At 69.6% G+C, this 24,807-nt stretch carries 17 protein-coding genes and 2 tRNA genes; 17 read left to right on the forward strand and 2 right to left on the reverse strand.

The window, feature by feature from the left end; translation table 11 throughout:
• Positions 1-207 precede the first annotated feature (207 nt).
• From BMW27_RS11435 to BMW27_RS11455, 5 genes are read left to right on the forward strand one after another with little or no spacing between them, the layout of a single operon-like run.
• On the forward strand, positions 208-2,646 hold the full coding sequence (locus BMW27_RS11435; protein ID WP_217638126.1) for a type I restriction-modification system subunit M: 2,439 nt from the start codon (positions 208-210) through the stop codon (positions 2,644-2,646).
• Positions 2,643-3,860, forward strand: coding sequence for a restriction endonuclease subunit S (locus BMW27_RS11440; protein WP_091443924.1), 1,218 nt, complete (start codon positions 2,643-2,645; stop codon positions 3,858-3,860). Before BMW27_RS11435 ends, BMW27_RS11440 begins: the two co-directional genes overlap by 4 nt.
• A complete protein-coding gene (locus BMW27_RS11445) occupies positions 3,853-4,797 on the forward strand; it encodes a GIY-YIG nuclease family protein (protein WP_091443927.1) in 945 nt (314 codons plus the stop codon). The genes BMW27_RS11440 and BMW27_RS11445 overlap by 8 nt, the downstream gene beginning before the upstream one ends.
• Positions 4,790-7,921 carry a type I restriction endonuclease subunit R gene (locus tag BMW27_RS11450; protein ID WP_091443931.1) on the forward strand — a complete coding sequence of 1,044 codons (3,132 nt, stop codon included), beginning with the start codon at positions 4,790-4,792 and terminating at the stop codon, positions 7,919-7,921. Before BMW27_RS11445 ends, BMW27_RS11450 begins: the two co-directional genes overlap by 8 nt.
• A complete protein-coding gene (locus tag BMW27_RS11455) occupies positions 7,908-8,636 on the forward strand; it encodes a M48 family metallopeptidase (protein WP_091443933.1) in 729 nt (242 codons plus the stop codon). Before BMW27_RS11450 ends, BMW27_RS11455 begins: the two co-directional genes overlap by 14 nt.
• 476 nt (positions 8,637-9,112) lie before the next feature.
• Here BMW27_RS11455 and BMW27_RS11460 read toward each other — a convergent pair.
• A tRNA-Gly gene (locus BMW27_RS11460) sits at positions 9,113-9,186 on the reverse strand.
• A gap of 537 nt (positions 9,187-9,723) precedes the next feature.
• Between BMW27_RS11460 and BMW27_RS11465 the strand changes: the two genes are divergently transcribed.
• The 10 genes from BMW27_RS11465 to BMW27_RS11510 all read left to right on the forward strand — a co-directional run bounded on the left by BMW27_RS11465 (position 9,724) and on the right by BMW27_RS11510 (position 20,365).
• On the forward strand, positions 9,724-11,085 hold the full coding sequence (locus tag BMW27_RS11465) for an MFS transporter (protein ID WP_091443937.1): 1,362 nt from the start codon (positions 9,724-9,726) through the stop codon (positions 11,083-11,085).
• A gap of 189 nt (positions 11,086-11,274) precedes the next feature.
• A complete protein-coding gene (locus tag BMW27_RS11470) occupies positions 11,275-12,324 on the forward strand; it encodes an ABC transporter substrate-binding protein (RefSeq protein ID WP_091443939.1) in 1,050 nt (349 codons plus the stop codon).
• Positions 12,325-12,365: 41 nt separating this feature from the next.
• Positions 12,366-13,400: a FecCD family ABC transporter permease gene (locus BMW27_RS11475; protein WP_217638127.1), complete on the forward strand. Its 1,035-nt coding sequence runs from the start codon at positions 12,366-12,368 to the stop codon at positions 13,398-13,400.
• Positions 13,397-14,218: an ABC transporter ATP-binding protein gene (locus BMW27_RS11480; RefSeq protein WP_091443941.1), complete on the forward strand. Its 822-nt coding sequence runs from the start codon at positions 13,397-13,399 to the stop codon at positions 14,216-14,218. Before BMW27_RS11475 ends, BMW27_RS11480 begins: the two co-directional genes overlap by 4 nt.
• A 97-nt stretch (positions 14,219-14,315) precedes the next feature.
• A tRNA-Pro gene (locus BMW27_RS11485) sits at positions 14,316-14,389 on the forward strand.
• A 117-nt stretch (positions 14,390-14,506) separates the two neighbouring features.
• Positions 14,507-16,003 (forward strand): trigger factor, encoded by a 1,497-nt coding sequence (tig, locus tag BMW27_RS11490; RefSeq protein WP_091443944.1) that lies wholly within the window; start codon positions 14,507-14,509, stop codon positions 16,001-16,003.
• A gap of 371 nt (positions 16,004-16,374) precedes the next feature.
• Positions 16,375-17,010: an ATP-dependent Clp protease proteolytic subunit gene (locus BMW27_RS11495; RefSeq protein WP_425431664.1), complete on the forward strand. Its 636-nt coding sequence runs from the start codon at positions 16,375-16,377 to the stop codon at positions 17,008-17,010.
• 18 nt (positions 17,011-17,028) lie between these two features.
• Positions 17,029-17,655 carry an ATP-dependent Clp protease proteolytic subunit gene (locus BMW27_RS11500; RefSeq protein ID WP_091443947.1) on the forward strand — a complete coding sequence of 209 codons (627 nt, stop codon included), beginning with the start codon at positions 17,029-17,031 and terminating at the stop codon, positions 17,653-17,655.
• A gap of 284 nt (positions 17,656-17,939) precedes the next feature.
• Entirely contained in the window at positions 17,940-19,211 is a 1,272-nt protein-coding gene (clpX, locus tag BMW27_RS11505) for an ATP-dependent Clp protease ATP-binding subunit ClpX (RefSeq protein WP_091443950.1), read from the forward strand.
• A 233-nt stretch (positions 19,212-19,444) separates the two neighbouring features.
• Complete coding sequence (locus BMW27_RS11510; protein WP_091443954.1) at positions 19,445-20,365, forward strand: DUF559 domain-containing protein; 921 nt, start codon at positions 19,445-19,447, stop codon at positions 20,363-20,365.
• A 58-nt stretch (positions 20,366-20,423) separates the two neighbouring features.
• On the opposite strand, the gene valS is transcribed toward BMW27_RS11510, so the two are convergent.
• Positions 20,424-23,009, reverse strand: coding sequence for a valine--tRNA ligase (gene valS / locus BMW27_RS11515; protein WP_091443957.1), 2,586 nt, complete (start codon positions 23,007-23,009; stop codon positions 20,424-20,426).
• Positions 23,010-23,051: 42 nt separating this feature from the next.
• Between valS and folC the strand changes: the two genes are divergently transcribed.
• Positions 23,052-24,407 (forward strand): bifunctional tetrahydrofolate synthase/dihydrofolate synthase, encoded by a 1,356-nt coding sequence (folC, locus tag BMW27_RS11520; protein ID WP_091443961.1) that lies wholly within the window; start codon positions 23,052-23,054, stop codon positions 24,405-24,407.
• Entirely contained in the window at positions 24,404-24,802 is a 399-nt protein-coding gene (locus BMW27_RS11525; RefSeq protein ID WP_091443964.1) for a DUF4233 domain-containing protein, read from the forward strand. Before folC ends, BMW27_RS11525 begins: the two co-directional genes overlap by 4 nt.
• Positions 24,803-24,807 lie beyond the last annotated feature (5 nt).

Here is a 24,807-nt window from a genome sequence, read left to right on the forward strand (position 1 = left end):
TCCCCACGCTGCGGCGATGGGGCTGACTCACGGCGTCGCCCGCCGCCTCGGCGGGAGTCGCCTGACGCTGGTGGCCGGTCGAGCTGGCGCCGCTGCGGAGGCGCGCCGATCCGGAGCGCTACCCGGATACTGTCGGACTATTGGGCTAATATTAGGAAAGCGCACCAACTGTCACGAACAATGGCACCATCGCTCCGGGGAGTTCCTGTGGTCCTAAAGAAGTCCGACCTGTACAGATCGCTCTGGAAGAGCTGCGACGAACTGCGCGGCGGTATGGACGCCTCGCAGTACAAGGATTACATCCTGACGCTGTTGTTCGTGAAGTACGTCTCGGACAAGGCGAAGGTTGACCCGAACACCCTTGTAGACGTGCCGCCGGAGGCTTCCTTCGACGCGATGCTGGCCGCCAAGGGTCAGAAGGACATTGGTGAGCGCCTCAACAAGGTGATCACCAAGCTCGCCGAGGCCAACGAGACCCTGCGCAACGTCATTGACCTGGCTGACTTCAACGACGAGGAGAAGCTCGGCAAGGGCAAGGACATGCAGGACCGGCTCAGCAAGCTGGTCACCATCTTCAACGACTTAGACTTCCGTGGTTCGCGCGCCGAGGGCGATGACCTGCTCGGTGACGCCTACGAGTACCTCATGCGGCACTTCGCCACGGAGTCCGGCAAGAGCAAGGGCCAGTTCTACACGCCGGCCGAGGTGTCGCGGGTGCTCGCCAAGGTGGTCGGCATCGGACCGGGCACCAGGCAGGACCAGACGGTCTACGACCCGACTTGCGGCTCGGGATCGCTGCTACTGAAGGTCGCGGCCGAGTCGCCGCGCGGCATCACCATCTATGGTCAGGAAAAGGACAACGGCACGTGGGCCCTGGCCGTCATGAATATGGTGCTGCACGGCAACGCTGACGCAGATATCCGCAAGGGCAACACCATCGCCGACCCGCAATTTACGACTAACGACCGGCTGCGCACCTTCAACTTCGCCGTGGCCAACCCGCCGTTCTCTGACAAGGCCTGGATGAACGGGCTCGAGCAGACCTACAACCGCTTCGAGTACGGCCGCCCGCCCGCCAAGAACGGCGACTACGCCTTCCTGCTCCACGTGCTGACGTCACTGAAGAGCGCAGGCAAGGCGGCCATTATCCTGCCGCACGGCGTCCTGTTCCGCGGAGGCGCCGAGGCCACGATCCGCCGTAATCTGCTGACGCGCGGCTTCATCCAGGGCGTCATCGGACTGCCGGCCAATCTGTTTTACGGCACGGGCATCCCGGCCTGCATCGTCGTGCTCGATAAGGAGAACGCCACTGGCCGGGCTGGTGTGTTCATGATCGACGCCTCCAAGGGCTTTGTGAAGGACGGGCCAAAGAATCGGCTGCGCTCCCAGGACATTCACAAGATCGTCGACGTCTTCACGCGCCAGGTCGAAGTCGAGCGCTACGCACGCATGGTGCCGCTGGCGGAGATCGCCGATCCCAAGAACGACTACAACCTCAACATTCCGCGTTATATCGACTCATCAAAGCCCGAGGACCTCCAGGACCTCCACGCCCACCTACACGGCGGCATCCCGAACCGGGACCTCGAACTCCTTGGTGGCTACTGGGAGGCATTCCCGCTGCTGCGCGGGCAGCTCTTCGCTCCCAACCGGCCTGGCTACAGCGACCTGACGATTGACGTCGAAAAAGTCCAGCAGGTCGTCCTGGATACACCAGCGTTCCAAAGATTTGCGGACGAAGCCCGCCACCTTGGCGCCGAGTGGTTGGCCGCCCACCGCGAGCGGCTGGCCGGCATCACTGCCGACACGAAACCCGGTGACCTAATCGCCGCCATCGGCGACGACCTACTCGCGCGCTTCAAGCCATTGCCGCTGCTCGACGAGTACGACATCTATGAGCAGCTCATGTCCTACTGGCACGACACCATGCACGACGACGTCTACCTGATCATGAACGACGGCTGGGTCGATGCGGCGAAGCCGCGCAAGACCATCGAGGACAAGGAGCGCAAGCTTTCGGAGACGCCTGATCTGGTGGTCGGGTCAGGCCGCAGCGCCACCAAGTACAAGATGGACCTCATCCCGCCCGCCCTGATCGCGACGCGCTATTTCGCTGAGGAGCAGGTCCAGCTTGACGAGCTCACTGCGATAGCCGAGGAGAAGAGCCGCGCGCTCGAGGAGTACATCGAGGAGCACGCCGTCGAGGACGGGCTGCTGGCTGACGCCATGGACGAGGACAGAGTCTCCAGGGCACTCGCCGCGGCACGCCTCCGTATCGCTAAGCGCGAGAAATCCGACCCGGACGAGATTGATGCACTTGAGCATGTTCTTGGGCTTTACGACGCGGAAGCTGCCGCGAAGAAGGCCGTCAAGGAGGCGCAGGCCCAGCTCGACCTCGCCACGCTGAAGAAGTACGGCGACCTTACCGAGGACCACATCAAAACGCTCGTGCTAGACGACAAGTGGGGGGCTGTCGTTGTGCGCCGCGTCGCTGGTGAAGTCGATGCCCTGACGCTCGATCTGGTCGCACGGATTCAAGAACTCGGCGAACGATATGCGGCAACCGTCGAGGACCTCAACGAAGAACTCGAAACGCTCGAAGGCAAGGTAGCAGCCCATCTCGCCGCGATGGGGGTTAACTCATGACGATCCGTGATGAATTCGTCACGGCTGGCGATGTAGGCATTTTTAGGGGTGGGAGCGGTTTCCCGACACGCTTCCAGGGCGGCAAATCAGGGAAACTACCCTTCTTCAAGGTCTCCGACATGAACAGTCCGGGTAATGAGCTCTTCATTGCACGAGCGAATAACTACATCAGCGAGTCGCAGCGCAAAGTAATTGGGGCAGTTCTCGTCCCAAAGCATGCGATCGTATTTGCAAAAGTGGGCGCGGCGGTATTCTTGGAGCGTAAGCGAATACTGCCTCAGGCGAGTTGCATCGACAATAACATGGCAGCGTTTGTCGTCGATCGCAGCAGGCTGGATGTGCGATTTGCGCACTACCTGCTTAGCGCGTTCAAGATGTCGAGCCTTGTAGCCACCACGGCTCTCCCGTCGCTCAATGGCGGTCAACTGCGCGCGATACCGCTCTGGGTGCCCAAGGATCTCGACGAGCAGCGCCGCGTTGCCGAAGCGCTCGCCGATGCCGACGACCTAACTTCGACCCTTCGACGTCTCATCGCAAAAAAGCAAAAGATCAAGCAGGGCATGATGCAGCAACTCCTGACCGGCCGCACGCGGCTTCCGGGCTTCTCGGAGGAGTGGGTTGATTCCTCAGTCGGATCGCTAGCACGTGTCATGGGTGGCGGAACTCCGTCAACCCGTGTCAGCTCGTTCTGGGGAGGTGAGATCCCATGGTTCACTCCTGCGGAAATCCGTGCAGGCGGTTCGGGGCTTGTGTCTCTCTCGGAGCGAACGATCACGCCTGATGGTCTTGCGCATTCTGCTGCGTCTTTGTTGCCCGTTGGGACAGTCCTGGTGACTTCACGCGCAAGCATCGGCAACTGTGCTGTCGCCGCCGTACCGGTGACGACAAATCAGGGCTTCACCTCGATGGCCCCGAAAGACCAGCGCTCAACCTGGTTCCTTTATTATTGGACGCAGCAAAATAGATCAGAGCTTGAGTTGCGCGCGGCCGGCAGCACCTTCCTCGAGATCAGTGCAAGTAAGGTCGCAGCTATTCCGCTGCTGCGGCCAGGTCTCGATGAACAGGCCGCCATCGGCGCAGTCATCCGAGATGCGGACCTCGAACTCGACATGCTGGCAGACCGCCTAATCAAGGCCCGCGAGATCAAGACCGGCATGATGCAGCAGCTCCTAACCGGCCGCACGCGGCTGCCTGTGGAGGCTGCGGGTGAGTGACGGCAAGTCTGTGCGCCTGTTCCAGGCTGACGGCACGCCCGGCGGGTTGCTGACGGCGGAGATCATGAACTGGACCGGGCACGTCGTGGCGGCGCCGCGGTCAGACCTCGCGGCGCTTTTGAAGCGCCCCGAGGCCATCCGGACCGGCATCTACCTCCTGCTCGGCGAGGACCCAGACAGCCTCGGCGGGCAGGTGGCGTACATCGGCGAGGGCGACGACGTGGGTAAGCGCCTGTACCAGCACGCTCGCTCGGAGGACCAGAACGGCAAGGACTTCTGGGATCGAGCCATCGTCCTGACGAGCAAGGACGCCAACCTGACGAAAGCACACGCCCGCTACCTGGAGAGCCGGTTCATCACGATCGCCCTGCAGGCCAGCCGTGCGCGGCTCACCAACGCCACGAGCCCGCCGCCGATCGTCCTGCCCGAAGCTGACGTATCGGACATGGAGTATTTCATCGAGCAGGCCAAGATCGTGCTGCCGGTGCTCGGGGTGAACATCTTCCGATCGCCGAGGACGACGTCGGTCGCACCGACCCCGGAGCCGACAACCAGTCGGACGAAGTCGCCGGTATTCGAGATGACACTGAAGAGGTCGGGCATTATTGCGACCGCGCAAGAAGTCGATGGCGAGTTCACCGTGCTCGAAGGGTCGGGCGCGCGGCTCAGGTGGACCGGCGTCGTCGGACACAGCTACACGGGCCTGCGGGGCAAGCTGGAGCAAGACGGCACGCTCGTGCCGCTGCCCGATGGCTCGGGGATGCGCTTCACCCGCAACCACGTGTTCGCCAGCCCGAGCGCCGCAGCTGCGATCGTCGCGGGGCGCAGCGCCAACGGCCGGAGTGAGTGGCTCGTGCAAGGTATGCGCCGAACCTATGGGCAGTGGGAAACGGAGGGAGTTGAGGAGGCGATGCAGCAGGAGGTTGGCGATGAGTGATGTCGGTCAGATCGAGCGCAAGACGCAGGATCGCGTCATCCAGCTTTTCAACGACCAGCTCGGCTACGACTACCTCGGCAACTGGGAAAGCCGCACGGGCACCTCGAACATTGAGGTCGGACTGCTAAAGCAGAATCTGCGGGCCCGCGGCTACGACGACACGCTCATCACTAAGGCGGTCGACGACCTCAAGAAGGCGGCTGCCATTGGCGGAGGCCGCGACCTCTACGAGGCCAACCGCGCCGTCTACGACCTCATGCGCTACGGCGTCAAGGTCAAGCGGGGAGCGGGGGAGCAGTACGAGACCGTCTGGCTCATCGAATGGGCTAACCCGCAGGCCAACCACTTCGTCGTCGTTGAGGAGGTGACGGTCCTGGGCCAGCACACCAAGCGGCCGGACGTCGTGCTGTACGTCAACGGCCTGGCGCTCGTCACGCTCGAGCTGAAGCGGTCACGGGTGACCGTCGCGGAAGGAATCCGTCAGACGCTCGGCAACCAGAAGCCCGAGTTCATCCAGCCGTTCTTCTCGACCGTCCAGCTGGCCCTCGCTGGCAACGACGTCGAGGGCCTGGCCTACGCCGTCATCGATACGCCAGAGAAGTACTGGCTGAACTGGCGGCTCATCGCCGACATCAACCCAGCGATGCGAGCAGAGCTTGAGACGGAATGTGCCGGCGTCGAGGGCCGGCTCGACGAGGCGCTCGTGCAGCTGTGCACCAAGAACCGGCTGCTCGAGGTCATCCACGACTTCATTGTCTTCGACGCTGGCGTCAAGAAGACCTGTCGTCCGAATCAGTACTTCGGGGTCAAGGCCGCGCAGGCCCGCATTGCCAAGCGCGAGGGCGGCATGATTTGGCACACGCAGGGCTCCGGGAAGTCGCTGACCATGGTGTGGCTGGCGCGGTGGATCCGCGAGCACCAGTCGGACGCCCGGGTCTTGCTCATCACAGACCGCACCGAACTCGACGAGCAGATCGAGGGCGTCTTTGGCGGTGTCAACGAAGAGATCTACCGCACGAGTAGTGGCGCTGACTTGATCGACACCCTCAACAAGTCGAGCGAGTGGCTCATCTGCTCGCTCGTGCACAAGTTCCGCGGCTCGGACGACGAGGCGGCCCGCGGCGAGGCACAGCGTGACTTCATCGCCGAGCTCAACGCCAAGCTTCCGAAGGACTTCCGCGCCAAGGGCAACCTGTTCGTCTTCGTCGACGAGGCGCACCGCACACAGTCCGGCAAGATGCACGCCGCCATGAAGCAGCTGCTGCCAGGCGCCATGTTCATCGGCTTCACCGGCACGCCCCTGCTCAAGCAGGACAAGGCCACGAGCATCGAGACGTTCGGGTCCTTCATCCATACCTACAAGTTCGACGAGGCCGTCGACGACGGCGTCGTGCTCGACTTGCGCTACGAGGCCCGCAACATCGACCAGTTCCTGACGTCGCCCGCGGCGGTCGACAAGTGGTTCGACGTCAAGACCAAGGGCATGACCGACCTATCGAAAGCCGAGCTCAAGCGGCGCTGGGGCACCATGCAGCGGGTCGTCTCGTCTGAGCCCCGCGCCAAGCAGATCGTCAACGACATCCTGCTCGACATGGAGACCAAGCCCCGGCTGATGGACCGGCGGGGCAACGCCATCCTGGTCGGCGCCAGCATCTACCAGGCCTGCAAGTTCTACGAGCTGTTCAGCAGCGCCGGCTTTAGGGGCAAGTGCGCCATCGTCACGAGCTACCAGCCGAACGCTTCAGACATCGCCCAGGAAGACTCGGGCGAGGGCAAGACCGAGAAGATCCGCCAGTACGAGACGTACCGCCGGATGCTGGCCGACCATTTCGGGGAGCCTGAAAACCTCGCCATGACGAAGGTCGAGCAGTTCGAGCAGGAGGTCAAGGCGCGCTTCATAAAGCACCCGGGCCAGATGCGGCTGCTCATCGTCGTCGACAAGCTGCTGACCGGCTTCGACGCGCCGAGCGCCACCTACTTGTACATCGACAAAAAGATGCGCGACCACGGCCTGTTCCAGGCCATCTGCCGCGTCAACCGGCTCGACGGTGACGACAAGGACTACGGCTACGTCGTCGACTACCAGGACCTCTTCAACTCGCTCGAGGCGGCCATCACGGACTACACGAGCGGTGCGCTCGACGGCTACGAGAAGGAGGACATCGAGGGCCTGCTGACCGACCGCGTCGCCAAGGGCCGCGAGGAGCTCGACGAGGCCCTCGAGCGCATCCGCGCCCTCTGCGAGCCGGTGGCGCCGCCCAAGAACACGCTCGAGTACCAGCGCTACTTCTGCGCCACCGAGCCTGGCAACGCCGAGCAGCTCAGGGCCAACGAGCCGAAGCGCGTCGAGTTGTACAAGGCCGTCTCCGGCGTTACCCGGGCTTTCGCCAACCTGGCCAACGAGATGGAGGCCGCCGGCTACACGCTGGCAGAGACGGCCGCCATCAAGGCGGAGATCGCCCACTACGCGGCGGTGCGCGACGAGGTCAAGCTCGGTGCCGGCGAGGACGTCGACTTCAAGCAGTACGAGGCCGGCATGCGCTTCCTGCTGGACACCTACATCCAGGCTGGCGCCTCGCAGACCGTCGCCGACTTCGAGGACACCGGCCTCATCCAGCTCATCGTCAAGCTCGGCGCCGGCGCTGTCGACAAGCTGCCCGCCGGCATCAAGAAGGACCCGGCCGCTGTCGCCGAGACGATCGCCAACAACATCCGCAAGGTGATCATCGACGAGCGGGCGCTGAACCCGAAGTACTACGACACGATGTCAGCGCTGCTCAACGCCATCATCGAGGAGCGGCGGCAGGGCGCCCTCGACTACGAGGCGTACCTCAAGAAGCTGCTCGAGACCGCCAAGCAAGTCGGCACGCAGGCGTCGGACACCGCGTACCCAGCCTGGGCTACCGACGGCGCCCAGAAGGCGCTCGTCGACTTCTTCCACCCGAACGACACCTTCGCCGTCGAGGTTGACACTGTCGTACGCAACACAAAGCCGGACTCGTGGGTCGGCAGCTCGATCAAGGAGCGCAAGGTCAAGACCGCCCTGCGGGGCGTGCTGCCTGCCGACTTCGACCGGCTCGATGAGCTGTTCGACCTGGTGAAGGCCCGGCATGAGTACCGCTAAGGCCTACCTCACCGTCCGCGGCATCGACGTCGACGTCATCTATAAGGACATTAAGCATCTGCACATCGGCGTGTACCCGCCCCTCGGTCGAGTGCGCGTGGCGGCGCCGAGCCGGCTCGGCGAGGCCGACGTCCGCCTGGCGGTGGTGCAGCGCCTCCCGTGGATCAAGCGGCAGCGCGAGCAGTTGGCGTCGGCCGACCGGCAGTCCGTGCGCGAGATGGATTCGGGGGAGTCCCACTACGTCTGGGGCTTGCGCCGCCGGCTGCGGGTCATCGAGCGCCCCGGGCGCGGGCACGTCGAGCTGGACGGCCGGGACCGCCTGCTGCTGTATGTTCCGCCCGGCACGGAGACGGAGGTGCGTCGCAAGCTGCTCGAGAGCTGGCAGCGGCACGAGCTGCGACAGCGCATCCCCGAGCTCATCTCGCGGTGGGAGCCCGTCGTGGGGCGGCAGGTCGGCCGCTGGAGCGTGCGCCGCATGAAGACCAAGTGGGGCTCGTGCAACCGGGAAAGTGGTTACCTCTGGTTCAACGTCGAGCTCGCCAAGAAGCACCCGCGGGCGTTGGAGTACATCGTGGTGCACGAGATGACGCACCTCATCGAGCGCAACCACGGCGAGCGCTTCACGAGCCTCATGGACGGCTTCATGCCCGATTGGCGGGCGCGTCGAGACGAGCTCAACGCTGCACCGCTTGCCGCCGAAAGCTGGGACGCCTAGCTGCCGGTGTCTGAACCGTCCCGGGTCTGATGGAGGCGCTCAATCCACTGGGGATGAGAGTCATGGCGGCACGGAAGAAGTACCCCGACGAGCTGTGTGCGGGACCGGGCCACCCGGATGGCGGTCGACGGCCGGCGTGATCCGGCCACCCGCGCCGGCGCGCTGGCCCGGATCGGCAAGCAGCTGGGCATCAACCCCGAGACGCTGCCCAGCAGCAACCCAGCAGCACGCACTTGCACTCGCACGGCTGCAGGGCCCGCCCGTCGGGGCCGGGCCCATCTCCGTGAGACGGGCGAGAGACAGCCGTCGGCCCGAGGGCACAGCGGCGCAGGCGGCAGCTTCGTGCCTTATCCGTGCCTTAAGCACCGGCCAAAGCCGGTGGTCAGCGGTCAACAGGGGTCAGCACCGTTGAGGCACGAAAGCGACGTCAAAGCGTCGTTGACCTGTGCAGACGGGCATATGAGCTGGTCAGTACGTGGAGCGGGTGACCGGGATCGAACCGGCATGGCCAGCTTGGAAGGCTGGGGCTCTACCATTGAGCTACACCCGCAGGACGGTGGGGAAGATTTCTTTCCTCCCCGCCAGTGACCCGGCAGACCGAGATCGGCCGGGCCTCTTGGTCCGAGATGAGGGTACAGCGACCGTGATCGCCGGGTCGCGCGGGAGCGCGACGGCGGTCCGCAGGTGTGACGGCGAGCCCTCCGAGGAACCCGGGTAGCGGGCCGCCTGGGGGCCACGTTCCCGACCGCTGCGAGCCCAGCGCGAGCCGGGTGACCGGTCTTGACCGGGGGCAGTTCCGGCCTGCGCGGTCGAGCACACGCAGGAGACGGCCCTGCTGCCCCGTCCGGCGACCGCGCGCCGTCCAGCCCGCTGCGACCTCTTGCGAGCAGTTTGCGATAGTGCCGGTTGGGTGCAGCGCTGACTCCCTGGTTGCACCCCCGTTGAACGGGCCGCGTGGGGCACCGACGTGCGACGCCGATCGAGAGGACGCCCGCGTGGCCATCCGCACCGCCGCCCGGCGGTTGGGCGCTGTGCGCGCCGAGCCGGCCTCGGCCCTGGTCGTCGCCGTCCTGTGGCTGGTGCTGTCGTGAGCTGGGCACCGCTGGTGCTGTTCCGCCGGCTGCCGGCCGTCCCCCGGCTGCTGCTGCTCTCCCAGCTGGCCTTCAACGTCGGCTTCTACCTGGTGGTCCCCTTCCTCGCCGTCCACCTCACCGAGGACCTCGCCCTCGCCGGCGGTGTCGTCGGCCTGGTGCTCGGTGTGCGGACCTTCAGCCAGCAGGGGCTGTTCTTCCTCGGCGGCGGGCTCGCCGACCGCTTCGGCGTCAAGCCGGTGGTGCTGCTGGGCTGCACCATCCGGATCACCGGCTTCCTCGTGCTGGCCGCGGCGTCCTCCCTGCCCGGTGTCCTGCTCGGCGCGGTGCTCGTCGGGTTCGCCGCCGCCCTCTTCTCACCTGCGGTGGAGTCGGCGCTCGCCGATCAGGGGCGGCAGCTGGAGGCAGCCGGGGTGGCCACCCGTGCGGAGGTCTTCGGGCTCGACGCCATCGCCAGCAAGCTCGGCTCGGTGACCGGCCCCGTCCTGGGTGCGGTGCTGCTGGCCGTGCCCTTCGCCCTGACGTGCGTGGTCGCCGCCGGCGTCTTCGCCGTCGTCCTCGCGGCGCACGCCCGGTACCTGCCGCGGGACCTGCGCACCGAGGGGAGCGGCGACGAACCGGTGCTGGCCGGCTGGGGACAGGTGCTGCGCAACCGCACCTTCCTGGCCTTCACCGCCTGCTACAGCACCAGCCTGCTCAGCTACAACCAGCTCTACCTCGCCCTTCCCGTCGAGCTGACCCGGGCCACCGGGAGCCAGCAGGCGCTGGGCTGGCTGTTCGTGCTCGCGGCGGTGGTGGTCCTCCTCTCCCAGATGCGGGTGACCCACCGTGCCCGCCGCGCCGGAGCGCGACGGGCACTGCCGGTCGGCTTCCTGCTCATGGCGGCGTCCTTCCTGCTCGTCGCCGTCAGCGCGCCGCTCCAGCCGCCCCCCGGGCCGTGGGCACTGGCGCCGGCCGTCGGCATGGTGGTGCTGCTGCACACCGGCCAGATGGTCGCCGTCCCCGTGGCGCAGGACCTCGTGCCCCGGTTGGCCGGGGAGCGCCGGCTGGGTGCCCACTTCGGCTTCCTGGCCTCAGCCGGCGGGCTGGCCGTCCTCGTGGGCAGCACCGGCGTCGGCGCACTGCTCGACCGCGCAGGCACGGCGCAGCCCGGAGCTGCAGTGCCCTGGGTCGTCCTCGCCGTGTTCCCGGCAGTGTCGGCGGCGGGGCTGTGGTTCCTCGCCCGGCGCGTCGACCGGCACCGGGGAACGGATCGGACCGGGCTCGTCCCCGCTGTCCCGGCCGGCGCCGGGGACGCTCCCGGCGGCGGGCCGCGGGCACTGGCCGCCGAGCGGGCACCCGGCTCCACCGGCAGCTGAGGCTGGGCGGCGGGGCTCTGGATCGGAGACGTCGGCACCGGGCGCGGAACCGGTGCACGTCATCGTGCGCCCGTCGGTTAGGTTAGCCAAAGCTCATCATGGACCTCCGGTGCCCGGCGTGTCCTCCCGGCGGGCGGTCCGCCCGGTCGGCGCCGCGCGGCCGGACCACTGACAGGGGAACCGACCAGCATGAGAACGTCCATCCGCCGCGCTCGCCGGGGTGCCACCGCCGTCGTCGCCGCGTGCGCCCTGACCGCGTGCGGCGCCTCCGAACCGGTGGCGGAGGACAGCGCGACCGGCGGGGGTGAGGGCGTCACCGAGTACCCCCTCGTGGTCGACAACTGCGGCCAGGAGCTGACCTTCGATGCCGTCCCGGAGCGGGTCGTCTCGCTCGACCAGGGGTCGACGGAGATCCTCCTCTCCCTCGACCTCGGCGACCGGGTCGTCGGCTCCGCCTCCTGGACCGACCCCGTCCTGCCGGAGCTCGCCGAGGCCAACGAGGCCGTGCCGCGGCTGGCGGACAACGCCCCGAGCTACGAGGGGGTGCTCGGTGCCGACCCCGACCTCGTCACCGCCTCCTTCGGGCGGCACTTCGACCAGGGCGGCGTGGCCGAGCGCGCCCGCTTCGACGAGACGGGGATCGCCTCCTACCTGTCGCCGACCGACTGCGAGGACGGCGTGAGCATCAACGGCGGCGGCACGCGCACCGTCCCCCTGGAGGTCGACTCGCTCTACCGGGAGATCCGGGAGCTCGCCTCCATCTTCGACGTCCCCTCGCGGGGCGAGGCGCTCATCACGGAGCTGCAGGAGCGCGCCGACGCCGCGACCGCCCGGATCGAGCAGAGCGACGTCACGATGGCGTTCTGGTTCGCCGACACCAAGAGCCCGTACGTGGCGGGCGGCCTCGGCTCGGCCGACCTGCTCGCCACCACGGTGGGCGCGCGCAACGTGTTCGCGGACCTCGACGAGGACTGGTCGGCCGTCGGCTGGGAGACCGTCGTGGAACGCGACCCCGAGGTCCTCGTCCTCGGCGACCTGCAGCGCAACAGGTTCCCCGGTGACCTGCTGGAGGACAAGGAGGCGTTCCTGGCGTCGGATCCACTGACCAGCACCCTGCAGGCCGTCCGCGACGAGAGCTACATCGCGCTGCACGGGGCGGAGATGAACCCGTCGATCCGCTTCGTCGACGGGCTGGAGAAGATCGCGGCCGGTCTGGCGCAGCTCGGGGGGACGTCCTGAGCGCAGGACCCGCCGTCGCCCTGCCGGGCGGGGCCGGGTCGGTGTCCTCGGCCGCGCGCCGTCGCGGGCTGCTGGGTCTGCTGCTCGCCACCGCAGGGGTCGCCGCGGTCGCGTTCTCGGTCGCGGCCGCGATCACCCTCGGGCCGGCGGACGTCTCGCTGGTGAACGTGCGGGACGTGCTGCTCAACCACGTCGGGCTCGCCGACATCCCGGTCCGCGCGGTGGAGGACGCCATCGTGTGGGAGGAGCGGCTGCCCCGGGCACTCACCGCGGCCGCGGTCGGCGCCGGTCTGGGGATCTGCGGTGCGGTGCTGCAGTCCCTCCTGCTCAACCCGCTGGCCGACCCCTTCGTGCTGGGGATCTCCTCGGGTGCGTCGACCGGCGCCGTGGTGATCGGCGTCTTCGGTCTCGGCGGGACCGCGCTCGGCCTGTCCGGGGGTGCCTTCGTCGGGGCGGTCCTCGCGTTCGGTCTGGTGATCCTGCTGGCCCGCCTGTCCGGGGGAGGCACCGACCGGGTCATCCTCGCCGGCGTGGCCGGCACGCAGCTGTTCTCCGCGCTGACCTCCTTCGCGATCTTCGCCTTCGCCGACTCCGACGAGACGCGCGGCGTGATGTTCTGGCTGCTCGGCTCGCTGGAGGGCGTCCGCTGGGACGACGTCGCGCTGTGCGCCGTCGTCGTGCTGGGCGGCACCGCGCTGTGCCTGGGCTACGCCCACGCGCTCGACGCCTTCTCCTTCGGCGACGAGGTCGCCGCCTCCCTCGGGATCGCCGTGGCCCGGTTGCGGACGGTCCTGCTCGTGCTGACCGCCGTCATCACCGCGACGCTGGTGAGCGTCGCCGGCGCCGTCGGCTTCGTCGGGTTGGTGCTCCCGCACGCCGCGCGGTTCCTCTTCGGCCCCCGGCACGCCCGCCTGGTCCCGGCCACGGCCCTCATCGGTGCGGTCTTCATGGTGTGGGTCGACGCCGTCTCGCGGGTGGCCTTCCAGCCCACGCCGCTGCCCGTCGGCGTGGGGACGGCGCTCGTCGGGGTGCCGGCCTTCGTGCTGATCCTGCTCCGCAGGAAGCGGGTGCCGTGACCCTCGAGGCGCGAGACGTCGCGTGGCGGCGCGGGGAGGCGCTCGTCGTGGACGGGGTGACGCTGCGCCCCACCCCCGGCACGACGATCGGCCTGCTGGGACCCAACGGCTCGGGCAAGTCCTCCCTGCTGCGGTTGCTCAACGGCGCCGCCAGGCCCAGCTCCGGTGTGGTCACCCTCGACGGCGCCGAGCTCGGCAGCCTCTCCCGCCGCGACGTCGCGCGCGCCGTCGCGGTGGTCAGCCAGCACGCCCACACCGACACCGACATCCGCGTCCGGGACGTCGTGCGGCTGGGCCGGATCCCGCACCGCGGGTTCCTCGGCGCGGCCGCGCTCCGCGACGAGGTGGCCGTCGCCGCAGCCCTGGAGCACACCGGGTTGACCGACAAGGCCGACCGGCTCTGGCACACCCTGTCCGGTGGTGAACGCCAGCGAGCCCACATCGCCCGGGCGCTCGCGCAGGAGCCCCGCGAACTCCTGCTGGACGAGCCGACCAACCACCTCGACATCCGCCACCAGCTGGAACTGCTGTCCCTGGTGTCGCGGCTCCCCGTCACCAGCGTCGTCGCGCTGCACGACCTGAACCTCGCCGCCATGTTCTGCGACGAGGTCATCGTCCTGACGCGGGGGAGGGCGGTGGCCGGTGGGCCGCCGGGTGAGGTGCTCACCGCCGAGCTCATCGCCAGGGTGTACGGCGTCCGGGCACAGGTGCGCGCCGACGAACGAGGGCGGCTCACCGTCCTGTTCCAGCCCGGCCCCATAGACGTGCCGGTCGAGTCCTGGGGAGCGTCCGACGGATCGGGGAGCCCCGGTCGGTAGTGCGGCGGGGTCGAGCGCGCCGGCGTATCCGTCGGAGCGGGTGGCCGGCCGTGCCCCTGCTGGGCCTGGCAGCAGCCGACCTAGACTCGACCCGCCACGGGGTGTGGCGCAGCTTGGTAGCGCACCCGCTTTGGGAGCGGGGGGCCGCAGGTTCAAATCCTGTCACCCCGACCGTCTCCGTCCTCCCGGTCCGCCGGACCGGCACCTCCGCGGCGTCTCTAGACTCGGGGGTCGACCCGGCGTCGTCCGGCGCCCGTCCCCGTCTGTCGATCGAGAGGCACTGCTGCTGTGAAGAGCACCATCGAGGAACTGGGCCCCACGCGGGTCCGGATGGCGATCGAGGTGCCCTGGGGGGACCTGGACCACGCCTTCGGTGAGGTCTACAAGGAGCTCGGTAAGCAGGTGCGCGTGCCCGGCTTCCGCCCCGGCAAGGTGCCCAACCGCGTGCTCGACCAGCGCGTCGGCCGGCCGCTCGTCCTCGAGCAGGTCGTCCAGCACGCCATCCCGGAGGTCTACTCCGAGGTCGTCCGGGAGAACCAGGTGCGCGTCCTGGGCCAGCCGGACATCGAGGTGACCCGCCTCGACGACAACGACACCCTCGCCTTCACCGCCGAGGTCGACGTCGCCCCCAAGGTCGAGCTGCCGACGCTGGACGAGCTCGCGGTCACCGTCGACGACGTCGAGGTCACCGACGAGGAGATCGACCAGCAGATCTCGGTCATGCGCGAGCGCTTCGGCATGCTCACCGGCGTCGACCGCGCCGCCCAGGACGGCGACTTCGTCTCCATCGACCTGGAGGCCAAGCTCGGCGACGAGGTCCTCGAGGACGGCTCGACCACCGGCATGTCCTACGAGGTCGGCTCCGGCAACCTCATGGAGGGCCTCGACGACGCCGTCCGCGGGCTGTCCGCCGACGAGTCGACCACCTTCCGGACCGCGCTGCTGCAGGGGCCGAACGCCGGCGAGACGGCCGACGTCACCGTCACCGTCCGCTCGGTGAAGACCAAGGAGCTGCCGGAGCTGGACGACGAGTTCGCCTCCACCGCCAGCGAGTTCGACACCCTGGAGGAGCTGCGCGAGGACGTCCGCACCCGGCTGGCCCGCACCAAGGTGCTGCAGCAGGGCGCGCAGGCCCGCGACAAGCTGGTCGAGCACCTGCTCGAGACCGTCGAGGTGCCGATCCCCGAGAACCTCGTCGAGCGCGAGATCGAGTTCCGCAACCAGGCGATGCAGAACGAGCTGCAGCAGGCCGGCATGGACTGGGACAGCTTCCTGCAGATGACCGGTGTCGAGAGCCAGGAGGCCTACGACGCCGACCAGCGCAAGAACATCGAGGAGGCCGTGCGCACCCAGTTCATCCTGGACGCCGTCGCCGACGCCCGCGAGGTCACCGTCGACAACGAGGACCTCTCGGCGCAGATCATGGCGCAGGCGCAGCGCAACCGGATGAGCCCGGAGCAGTACGCCCAGCAGCTGCAGCAGGGCGGCAACATCGCCGAGTTCGTCGCCGACGTCCGCCGCACCAAGACCCTCGCCCAGCTCCTGGAGCAGACGACGATCACCGACGCCTCGGGCAACGTGGTCGACCTCGAGGCGCTGCGGCCGAGGACGGTGCAGGCCCCGTCCGCCGGGACCGACGCCGAGGACGCCGATGCTGAGGATGCCGACACCGGTGCCGAGGACGCCGACGCCGAGGAGGCCCCCGACGCGGAGGTCGCGACCGCGGTGGCCGTCGAGGCGACCGAGGGCGCGACCGAGGACGCCGAGGACGTCACCAAGGGCTGAGCAAGGACCCCCTGCCCCCGCCACCCGCAGGCTCGCGGGGCGGGCCCCTGCAGGGGCCCGTCCTCCCACTCCCGGCACGCTCGGGGTGGGCCGCGCACGACCGACGCCGTCCCACCCCGGGCTCCGGGGAGGGGCGGCGTCGCTCGTCCCGGGAGGGTGTCGCTCGTCCCGGCAGGGTACGGAGCGGCCGGCCGCTGCGCCGACGGCGAACACCCCCCGAGTCGGGACTGCCCCCTCCTGCACGCGCGTTAGGGTCGACGCAGACCCAGATCCGCACCGGGCACACCGCACCGCGGCGGTGCCCGGCCCGCACCACCAGCCCCGCCCAGCGAGACCGACTGCACGACAGTCCAACGGAGGTCACCGCACCCGTGAGCACCAACCCGAACCAGGCGAGCGCGCCGCTCCTGCGTGGCGCCGCCGGGGGGATGAACCTCGGCGACTCCGTCTACGAGCGCCTGCTGCGCGAGCGCATCATCTTCCTGGGCACCCAGGTCGACGACGTCATCGCCAACCAGCTGGCCGCGCAGATGCTGCTGCTGTCGGCCGAGGACCCCAAGCGCGACATCCACCTGTACATCAACTCGCCCGGCGGCTCGGTCAGCGCCGGCATGGCCATCTACGACACGATGCAGTTCATCGACTGCGACGTGGCCACCTACGGCATGGGCCTGGCCGCCTCGATGGGCCAGTTCCTGCTGACCGCCGGCTCCAAGGGCAAGCGCTACGCCCTGCCGCACGCGCGGATCATGATGCACCAGCCCTCGGCCGGCGTCGGCGGCACCGCGGCCGACATCGCGATCCAGGCCGACCTGTTCCGGCGCACGAAGCGCGAGCTCAACGAGCTGCAGTCCTTCCACACCGGCCAGCCGATCGAGCAGATCGAGCGGGACTCCGACCGCGACCGGTGGTTCACCGCGCAGGAGGCCCTGGAGTACGGCTTCGTCGACCACGTCGTCAGCCGTGCCGCCATGACCGACCAGGCCAACCCGGTCACCGACAACTGACGGTTCGGAGGAACTGACATGAGCTTCGAGATGCCCTCCAGCCGTTACATCCTGCCCTCCTTCGTGGAGCGCACGAGCTATGGCATGAAGGAGTCCAACCCGTACAACAAGCTCTTCGAGGAGCGGATCATCTTCCTCGGGGTGCAGATCGACGACGCGTCGGCCAACGACGTGATGGCCCAGCTGATCACGCTGGAGTCCAGCGACCCCGACCGCGACATCACGATCTACATCAACTCGCCCGGTGGCTCCTTCACCTCGCTGATGGCCATCTACGACACGATGATGTTCGTCCGGCCCGACATCCAGACCGTCTGCATGGGCCAGGCCGCCTCGGCCGCCGCCGTCCTGCTCGCGGCCGGCACCCCCGGCAAGCGCCTCGCGCTGCCGTACTCGCGCGTGCTGATCCACCAGCCCTCCGGTGAGGCCGGCGGTCAGGTCTCGGACCTGGAGATCCACGCCGCGGAGATCGAGCGGGTGCGCAGCCAGATGGAGCAGATCCTCGCGCGGCACACCGGTCGCACCGCCGAGCAGGTCCGGGCCGACATCGACCGCGACAAGATCCTCACGGCCGAGGAGGCCAAGGAGTACGGGATCGTCGACGCGGTGATCCAGAGCCGGAAGCTCAACGCCCTCCCGGCCTGATCTCCGCAACCGGGACGGGTCGAGTGCGCGCGTGTCGGGCGCTCGACCCGTACCGTCGGGGGACGCGGGACGCATGTGGTCACGGCGCCGCCCCGGCCGGGCGAGTCATCGCCCTCCGGGGTCGGGGCCAGCAGGTACGGTCGGCGAGCACCCGATCCCCGGACTGACGTGCCGGGAGGAGAGCCTCGCCGGAGCGGGGCCGAGCACGGGACATCAGCACCATCAACAGGCGGGCCCCTGAGACACCAGGAGCCTGGAATTCCCCCCGAGGTGGAGGTCAGCAGGTGGCACGAATCGGTGAGAGCGGTGACCTGCTCAAGTGCTCGTTCTGCGGGAAGAGCCAGAAGCAGGTCAAGAAGCTCATCGCTGGCCCCGGGGTCTACATCTGCGACGAGTGCATCGACCTCTGCAACGAGATCATCGAGGAAGAGCTCTCGGAGTCGTCGGACCTGAAGTTCGACGAGCTGCCGAAGCCCAAGGAGATCCACGACTTCCTCGAGCAGTACGTCATCGGCCAGGACAAGGCCAAGCGTGCGCTCTCGGTCGCGGTCTACAACCACTACAAGCGGGTGCAGGCCGGCGGTGCCGGCAGCCGCGACGACTCGGTCGAGCTGGCCAAGTCCAACATCCTGCTGATGGGCCCGACCGGCTGCGGCAAGACCCACCTCGCCCAGACGCTGGCCCGGATGCTCAACGTCCCGTTCGCCATCGCCGACGCCACCGCCCTCACCGAGGCCGGCTACGTCGGTGAGGACGTCGAGAACATCCTGCTCAAGCTGATCCAGGCCGCCGACTACGACGTCAAGCGGGCCGAGACGGGCATCATCTACATCGACGAGGTCGACAAGATCGCCCGCAAGAGCGAGAACCCGTCGATCACCCGCGACGTCTCCGGCGAGGGCGTGCAGCAGGCGCTGCTGAAGATCCTCGAGGGGACGACGGCGTCGGTGCCCCCGCAGGGTGGCCGCAAGCACCCGCACCAGGAGTTCATCCAGATCGACACGACGAACGTGCTGTTCATCGTGGGCGGCGCCTTCGCCGGGCTGGAGAAGATCATCGAGCAGCGGGCCGGCAAGCAGGGGATCGGTTTCGGCGCCGAGGTCCGCGGCAAGAAGGAGATCGAGGAGGCCAACGCCTTCGCCGAGGTCATGCCCGAGGACCTGCTGAAGTTCGGGATGATCCCCGAGTTCATCGGCCGGCTCCCGGTCATCACCAGCGTGGAGAAGCTGGACCGCGACGCGCTGATGAACATCCTGACCGAGCCGAAGAACGCCCTGGTGCGCCAGTACCGGCGGCTGTTCGAGCTCGACGGGGTGGAGCTCGAGCTCACCGACGACGCCCTCGAGGCGATCGCGGACCAGGCCATCCTCCGCGGCACCGGCGCCCGTGGGCTCCGCGCGATCATGGAGGAGGTCCTGCAGTCGGTGATGTACGACGTCCCCAGCCGGGACGACGTCGCCTCCGTGGTGATCACCAAGGAGGTCGTGCTCGAGCACGTCAACCCGACGATCGTGCCGCGCAAGCCGAGCCGTGCCCCGCGCGAGAAGTCGGCCTGAAAGAGGACCCCGTCCTCCCCACCCCTCGCAAGCTCGGGGCGGTGCCCTGAACGGGGCCGCCCGACGGCCCGTCTCCCACCGGGGAGGCGGGCCGTCGCCGTTCCCGGGGTCGCGTGCGCGGATCGGCAGGTGGGGGCCGAACACCTGCCGGTCAGCGCACACCGTCGGCTGCTGATGTCCACAGATCTCCCGGCGCCGTCCCGGGCGGACCCATGGCGCCCCAGCCTCCGGGCATGGCGTTCGACGTGTCGGCGGTTGTGGGCCCGCAGGGCTGGGTGACCAGCGAGGAGCTCTCCGCCCGGGTGAGTCCGCGCACGGTGGGCTCCTGGGTCGCCGCCGGCAAGCTGGTCCGGTTGCGGCCCGGCGTCCTGGCCCTGCCGTCCGCGGCGCAGCAGTGGCGCACCCGCCTCGCCGCCGCACTGGAGGGACGCGCGGCGGTCGCCAGCCACGTCACCGCGTTGGCGCTCTGGGGCCTCGTGACGCACCCCGCCGGGCCCGTGCACGTCTCGGTCGACACCTCGATGAGTGCCCGTGGCTCGACCGGCGTGGTGGTGCACCGCGCGCCCGGTGTCCACGGCGAGCGGCGACGGGTCGACGGGCTGGCGGTCACGTCCGCCGAGCGGTCCGTCGTCGACGCGTGGCCGCGGCCGGCGGGGCTCGACCGCACGCTGGTCCGGGCGGCTGCCATCACCGCGGTGTGGGAGCGGCTCTGCGCACCGTGGGACCTCCTGTTCGAGCTGCAGCGTCGACCGCGACTCGCCGGCCGGGCGGAGCTGACCCGGCTGGGGAGGCTGCTGGCCGACGGCTGTCGCAGCGAGCTGGAGATCTGGGGCTGCCTGCAGGTCCTGCGCGCCCCGGGGATGCCGCCGTTCGTCCAGCAGCGCCGGGTGGCGGTCGCCGGCCGGACCTTCGTCCTGGATGCCGCGTACGACGACGTCCTGCTGGCCGTGGGGATGGACGGCGCTGCCTGGCACGGGTCGCGCACTCAACGGGAGGCGGACATCGCCCGGGACGCCCTGCTCGCGACGGTCGGGTGGCAGACACTCCGATTCGGCTACGCCCGCATGACGCGGTCTCCGGATGCCTGCCGTCGCGAGATCCTCGCTGTGCGGGAGGCCCGGATGCGGCTCTTCGCGGGCAGCCGTGTGCGCTGATCGGCAGGTCTCAGGCCCAGACCTGCCGATCAGCGCACGCCGACGCCGGGGGGAGGGGTCAGGCCTCCGCGGGTGGCGCGAGGACGACGTCCACGGCGAGCGGACCCTCGCCGGGGACCACGGTCAGCGCGGCGATCCGGCCGGCCTCGGCCAGGTCGCTGCGTGCGGCCTCCACCAGCGCCACCTGCTCGGCCGGCGCAGTCACCGTCGCGGACTCGACGTCGGCCCGCATCGACACCTTGGCGTCGGACTTGGCCTTGCGGACCCCGGCCAGCGCGGCCGCCACCACCGAGACCACCGCGGGGTCCCCGCCGTCGGGCAGCTCGGAGGCGGCCGGCCACGGCGCGCGGTGCACCGAGCCGGACTGCCACCAGGACCAGACCTCCTCGGTGACGAACGGCAGCACCGGCGCGAACAGCCGCAGCTGCACCGACAGCGCCAGCGCCAGCGCGGCCCGGGCGGACTCGGCGGCCGGCCCCGACCCGTAGGCGCGGGACTTCACCAGCTCCACGTAGTCGTCGCAGAACGACCAGAAGAACGCCTCGGACACCTCGAGCGCCCGGGTGTAGTTGTGGGCCTCCATCGCCGCGGTCGCCTCGTCGACGACACCCGCCAGCCCGGCCAGCAGGCCCCGGTCGACCGGCTCGGTCACCTGGTCCGGGGACGCCGCCGCCGAGGCGCCCAGGCCGAGCACGAACTTGCCGACGTTGAGGATCTTGATGGCGAGTCGGCGGCCCACCTTCATCTGCGCCTCGTCGAAGGGGGAGTCCGCCCCCGGCCGGGCGCCGGCGGCCCGCCAGCGCACCGCGTCGGTGCCGTAGCGCTCCAGCACGTCGATCGGCGTGACGACGTTGCCCTTCGACTTCGACATCTTCTTGCGGTCGGGGTCGACGACGAAGCCGGAGATCGTCGCGTGCGTCCACGGCACGGTGCCGTGCTCGAAGTGCGAGCGGACGACGGTGGAGAACAGCCAGGTCCGGATGATGTCGTGGGCCTGCGGGCGCTGGTCCATCGGGAAGACGTGCGCGAACAGCTCCGGGTCGGTGTCCCAGCCCGACGCCACCTGCGGCGACAGCGACGACGTCGCCCAGGTGTCCATGACGTCGGGGTCGGCGATGAAGCCGCCGGGCACGCCGCGCTGGTCCTCGGAGAAGCCCGGCGGGACGTCGGACGACGGGTCGACCGGCAGCGCCTCCTCGGGCGCGAGGATCGGCGAGGAGTAGTCCGGGTCACCGGAGGAGTCGAGCCGGTACCAGACCGGGAACGGGACACCGAAGAACCGCTGCCGGCTGATCAGCCAGTCGCCGTTGAGGCCCTCGACCCAGTTCTCGTAGCGGTACCGCATGTGCTCGGGCACCCACTGGATCTCCCGGCCCCGCGCGACCAGCGCCTCGCGCAGGGCGGCGTCCCGGCCACCGTTGCGGATGTACCACTGCCGCGTGGTGACGATCTCCAGCGGGCGCTCGCCCTTCTCGTAGAACTTCACCGGGTGGGTGATCGTCCGCGGCTCGCCGTCCAGGTCGCCGGACTCCTGCAGCAGCTCCACCATCCGCTGCTGCGCGCTGAACACCGTCTTGCCGGCCAGCTCGGCGTACGTCCCGGCGGGCACCCCGGGCGGCGCCTCGGGCAGCAGCCGGCCGTCCCAGCCGACGATCGCGCGGGTCGGCAGCTGCAGCTCGCGCCACCAGGTGACGTCGTTGAGGTCGCCGAAGGTGCAGATCATCGCGATGCCCGAGCCCTTGTCCGGCTCCGCCAGGCGGTGCGCCACCACGGGCACCTCGACGTCGAAGACCGGCGTCCGCACGGTCTGGCCGAACAGCGGCCGGTAGCGCTCGTCGTCGGGGTGGGCGACCAGCGCGACGCAGGCGGGCAGCAGCTCGGGCCGGGTGGTCTCGATGAACACCGGGCCGGCGGGACCGGAGAAGGAGATCCGGTGGTAGGCGCCGGGGCGCTCGCGGTCCTCGAGCTCGGCCTGGGCGACCGCCGTCCGGAAGGTGACGTCCCAGAGGGTCGGCGCCTCCTGCGCGTAGGCCTCGCCGCGTGCGAGGTTGTGCAGGAACGCGCGCTGCGCGGTGGCGCGGGAGGCCTCCGAGATCGTCCGGTAGACGTTGTTCCAGTCCACCGACAGCCCGACCCGGCGCCACAGCTGCTCGAAGGCCCGCTCGTCCTCCTCGGTCAGCCGCATGCACAGCTCGACGAAGTTGCGCCGCGAGACCGGCTGCTGGTCCTTGCCCGGCTTGGCCGGGGGCGCGAAGCCCTCGTCGTAGGGGAGCGAGGGGTCGCAGCGCACGCCGTAGTAGTTCTGCACGCGGCGCTCGGTGGGCAGGCCGTTGTCGTCCCAGCCCATCGGGTAGTAGACGTGCTTGCCGCGCATCCGCTGGTAGCGGGCGACGATGTCGGTGTGCGTGTAGCTGAACACGTGCCCGACGTGCAGCGAGCCGCTGGCCGTCGGCGGCGGGGTGTCGATCGACCAGGTCTGCTCCCGGGGCGCCGCGAGAGCGGCCGCGCGGTCGAAGGCGTAGGTGTCGTCCTCGGCCCAGCGGCCGGTCCACTTGTCCTCGAGCCCGTCGAGCGACGGCTTGTCCGGTACGCCGACCGACGCTCCCGGCGCGGCGGTGTCCGGGGTGCGGGTGTCGGTGACCATGTCCCTGAGTCTAGGAACCGCGCGGCTGGCATCCTGGAGAGGATGAGCAGCACCCGGCACGCCGATCTCGCCCGCGTCGAGGAGGCGCTGCTGGCCCGCTGGCCGGAGACCCGGCTGCAGCCCTCGCTGGCCCGCATCTCCGCCCTGGTCGACCTGCTCGGTTCCCCGCACCGCGCCTACCCCGTCGTCCACGTGGCCGGCACCAACGGCAAGACGACGACGGCGCGGATGGTCGACGAGCTGCTGCGGGGCTTCGGCCTGCGGGTGGGCCGCTTCACCAGCCCGCACCTGCAGTCGGTGCGCGAGCGCATCGTGCTGGACGGCGAGCCGGTGAGCGCCGAGCGGTTCGTCGAGACCTACGACGACATCGCGCCCTACGTGCAGATGGTCGACGCCGCCGGCGAGCACCCGATGAGCTTCTTCGAGGTGATGGTCGGCATGGCCTATGCGACCTTCGCCGAGGCGCCGGTCGACGTCGCGGTCGTCGAGGTCGGCATGGGCGGCACCTGGGACGCCACCAACGTCGTCGACGCTCGCGTCGCCGTCGTCACCCCCGTCGCGCTGGACCACGCCGAGTACCTGGGGCCCGACGTCGGCACGATCGCCGGGGAGAAGGCCGGGGTCATCAAGCCCGACGCGGTGGCCGTGCTGGCCCGCCAGCAGCCCGCGGCGCTGGACGCGCTGGTCCGCCGCGCGGTCGAGGTGGAGGCCGTGGTCGCCCGCGAGGGCACCGAGTTCGGAGTCCTGGACCGGCGGGTCGCCGTCGGCGGGCAGCAGCTGCGCCTGCAGGGCCTCGGTGGGGAGTACGAGGACGTCTTCCTCCCGCTCTTCGGCGCGCACCAGGCGCAGAACGCCGCGACGGCGCTGGCCGCCGTCGAGGCCTTCCTCGGCGCCGGGGCGGCCACCGGGACGATCGACCAGGAGACCGTGCGCGCCGCGTTCGCCGCCGTCCGCTCGCCCGGCCGGCTCGAGCGGGTGCGCACCAGCCCGACGGTGCTGGTCGACGCCGCGCACAACCCCGCGGGCATGGCCGCGACCGTCGACGCGATCCGGGAGTCCTTCGACTTCACCCGGCTGGTCGGCGTGGTGGGCGTGGTCCACGGCAAGGACGTCGCCGGGATGCTCACCGCGCTCGAGGAGGTCTGCGCCGAGCTGGTGGTCACCCAGAACGGCTCGCCGCGCGCGATGCCGGCCGACGAGCTCGGCGCGCTGGCCGTCGACGTCTTCGGTGCCGACCGGGTCAGCGTCTCCCCGCGGCTGCCCGAGGCGCTCACGGAGGCGATCGAGCTGGCCGAGGCCGGGCCGGACGACGCGCTGGGCGGCTCCGGCGTGCTGGTCACCGGCAGCGTGGTCACCGCGGGGGAGGCCCGCACGCTGATGGGCGGGACCACGCCGTGACGGCGCCGGACCCGGTGCGGGCGGCCCGGGCGCTGCGCGGGGCCGCGGCCGGCGTGCTGGTGCTCGAGGGCATCGCCGTCCTGTTCGTGCCGCGCGGCATCGCGCAGACCGAGGAGGGCCTTGGCGGTGTCCGGCTGGCGCTGCTGCTGGCGCTGGCCGTCGTCCTCGTGCTGGCCAGCGGGGTGCAGCGCCGTCCCCAGGGCCTGGTGCTGGCCACCGCGCTGCAGGTGCCGCTGCTGCTGACCGGTCTGATCAACAGCGTGATGTGGTTCGTCGGCGGGGTGTTCGTGCTGATCTGGCTGTACCTGCTGCAGGTCCGCAAGGAGCTGCTGGGCTCGCCGTTCGGGGAGCCGGGCCCCCGTTCGGACGACGACGCCGGCGCGGGCGCCGCGTAGGCTCC

Origin of the sequence: Geodermatophilus poikilotrophus, assembly GCF_900111455.1 — a bacterium.
Taxonomy (GTDB): domain Bacteria; phylum Actinomycetota; class Actinomycetes; order Mycobacteriales; family Geodermatophilaceae; genus Geodermatophilus; species Geodermatophilus poikilotrophus.

What these genes read in the sequence shown, in the direction of transcription:
- BMW27_RS11455 (WP_091443933.1), top strand. Translation starts at nt 7,908, where the DNA reads ATGAGTACCGCTAAGGCCTACCTCACCGTCCGCGGCATCGACGTCGAC.
- BMW27_RS11440 (WP_091443924.1), top strand. Translation starts at nt 2,643, where the DNA reads ATGACGATCCGTGATGAATTCGTCACGGCTGGCGATGTAGGCATTTTT.
- valS (WP_091443957.1), bottom strand. Translation starts at nt 23,009, where the DNA reads ATGGTCACCGACACCCGCACCCCGGACACCGCCGCGCCGGGAGCGTCG.
- BMW27_RS11500 (WP_091443947.1), top strand. Translation starts at nt 17,029, where the DNA reads ATGAGCTTCGAGATGCCCTCCAGCCGTTACATCCTGCCCTCCTTCGTG.
- BMW27_RS11450 (WP_091443931.1), top strand. Translation starts at nt 4,790, where the DNA reads ATGAGTGATGTCGGTCAGATCGAGCGCAAGACGCAGGATCGCGTCATC.
- folC (WP_091443961.1), top strand. Translation starts at nt 23,052, where the DNA reads ATGAGCAGCACCCGGCACGCCGATCTCGCCCGCGTCGAGGAGGCGCTG.
- BMW27_RS11470 (WP_091443939.1), top strand. Translation starts at nt 11,275, where the DNA reads ATGAGAACGTCCATCCGCCGCGCTCGCCGGGGTGCCACCGCCGTCGTC.
- BMW27_RS11510 (WP_091443954.1), top strand. Translation starts at nt 19,445, where the DNA reads ATGGCGTTCGACGTGTCGGCGGTTGTGGGCCCGCAGGGCTGGGTGACC.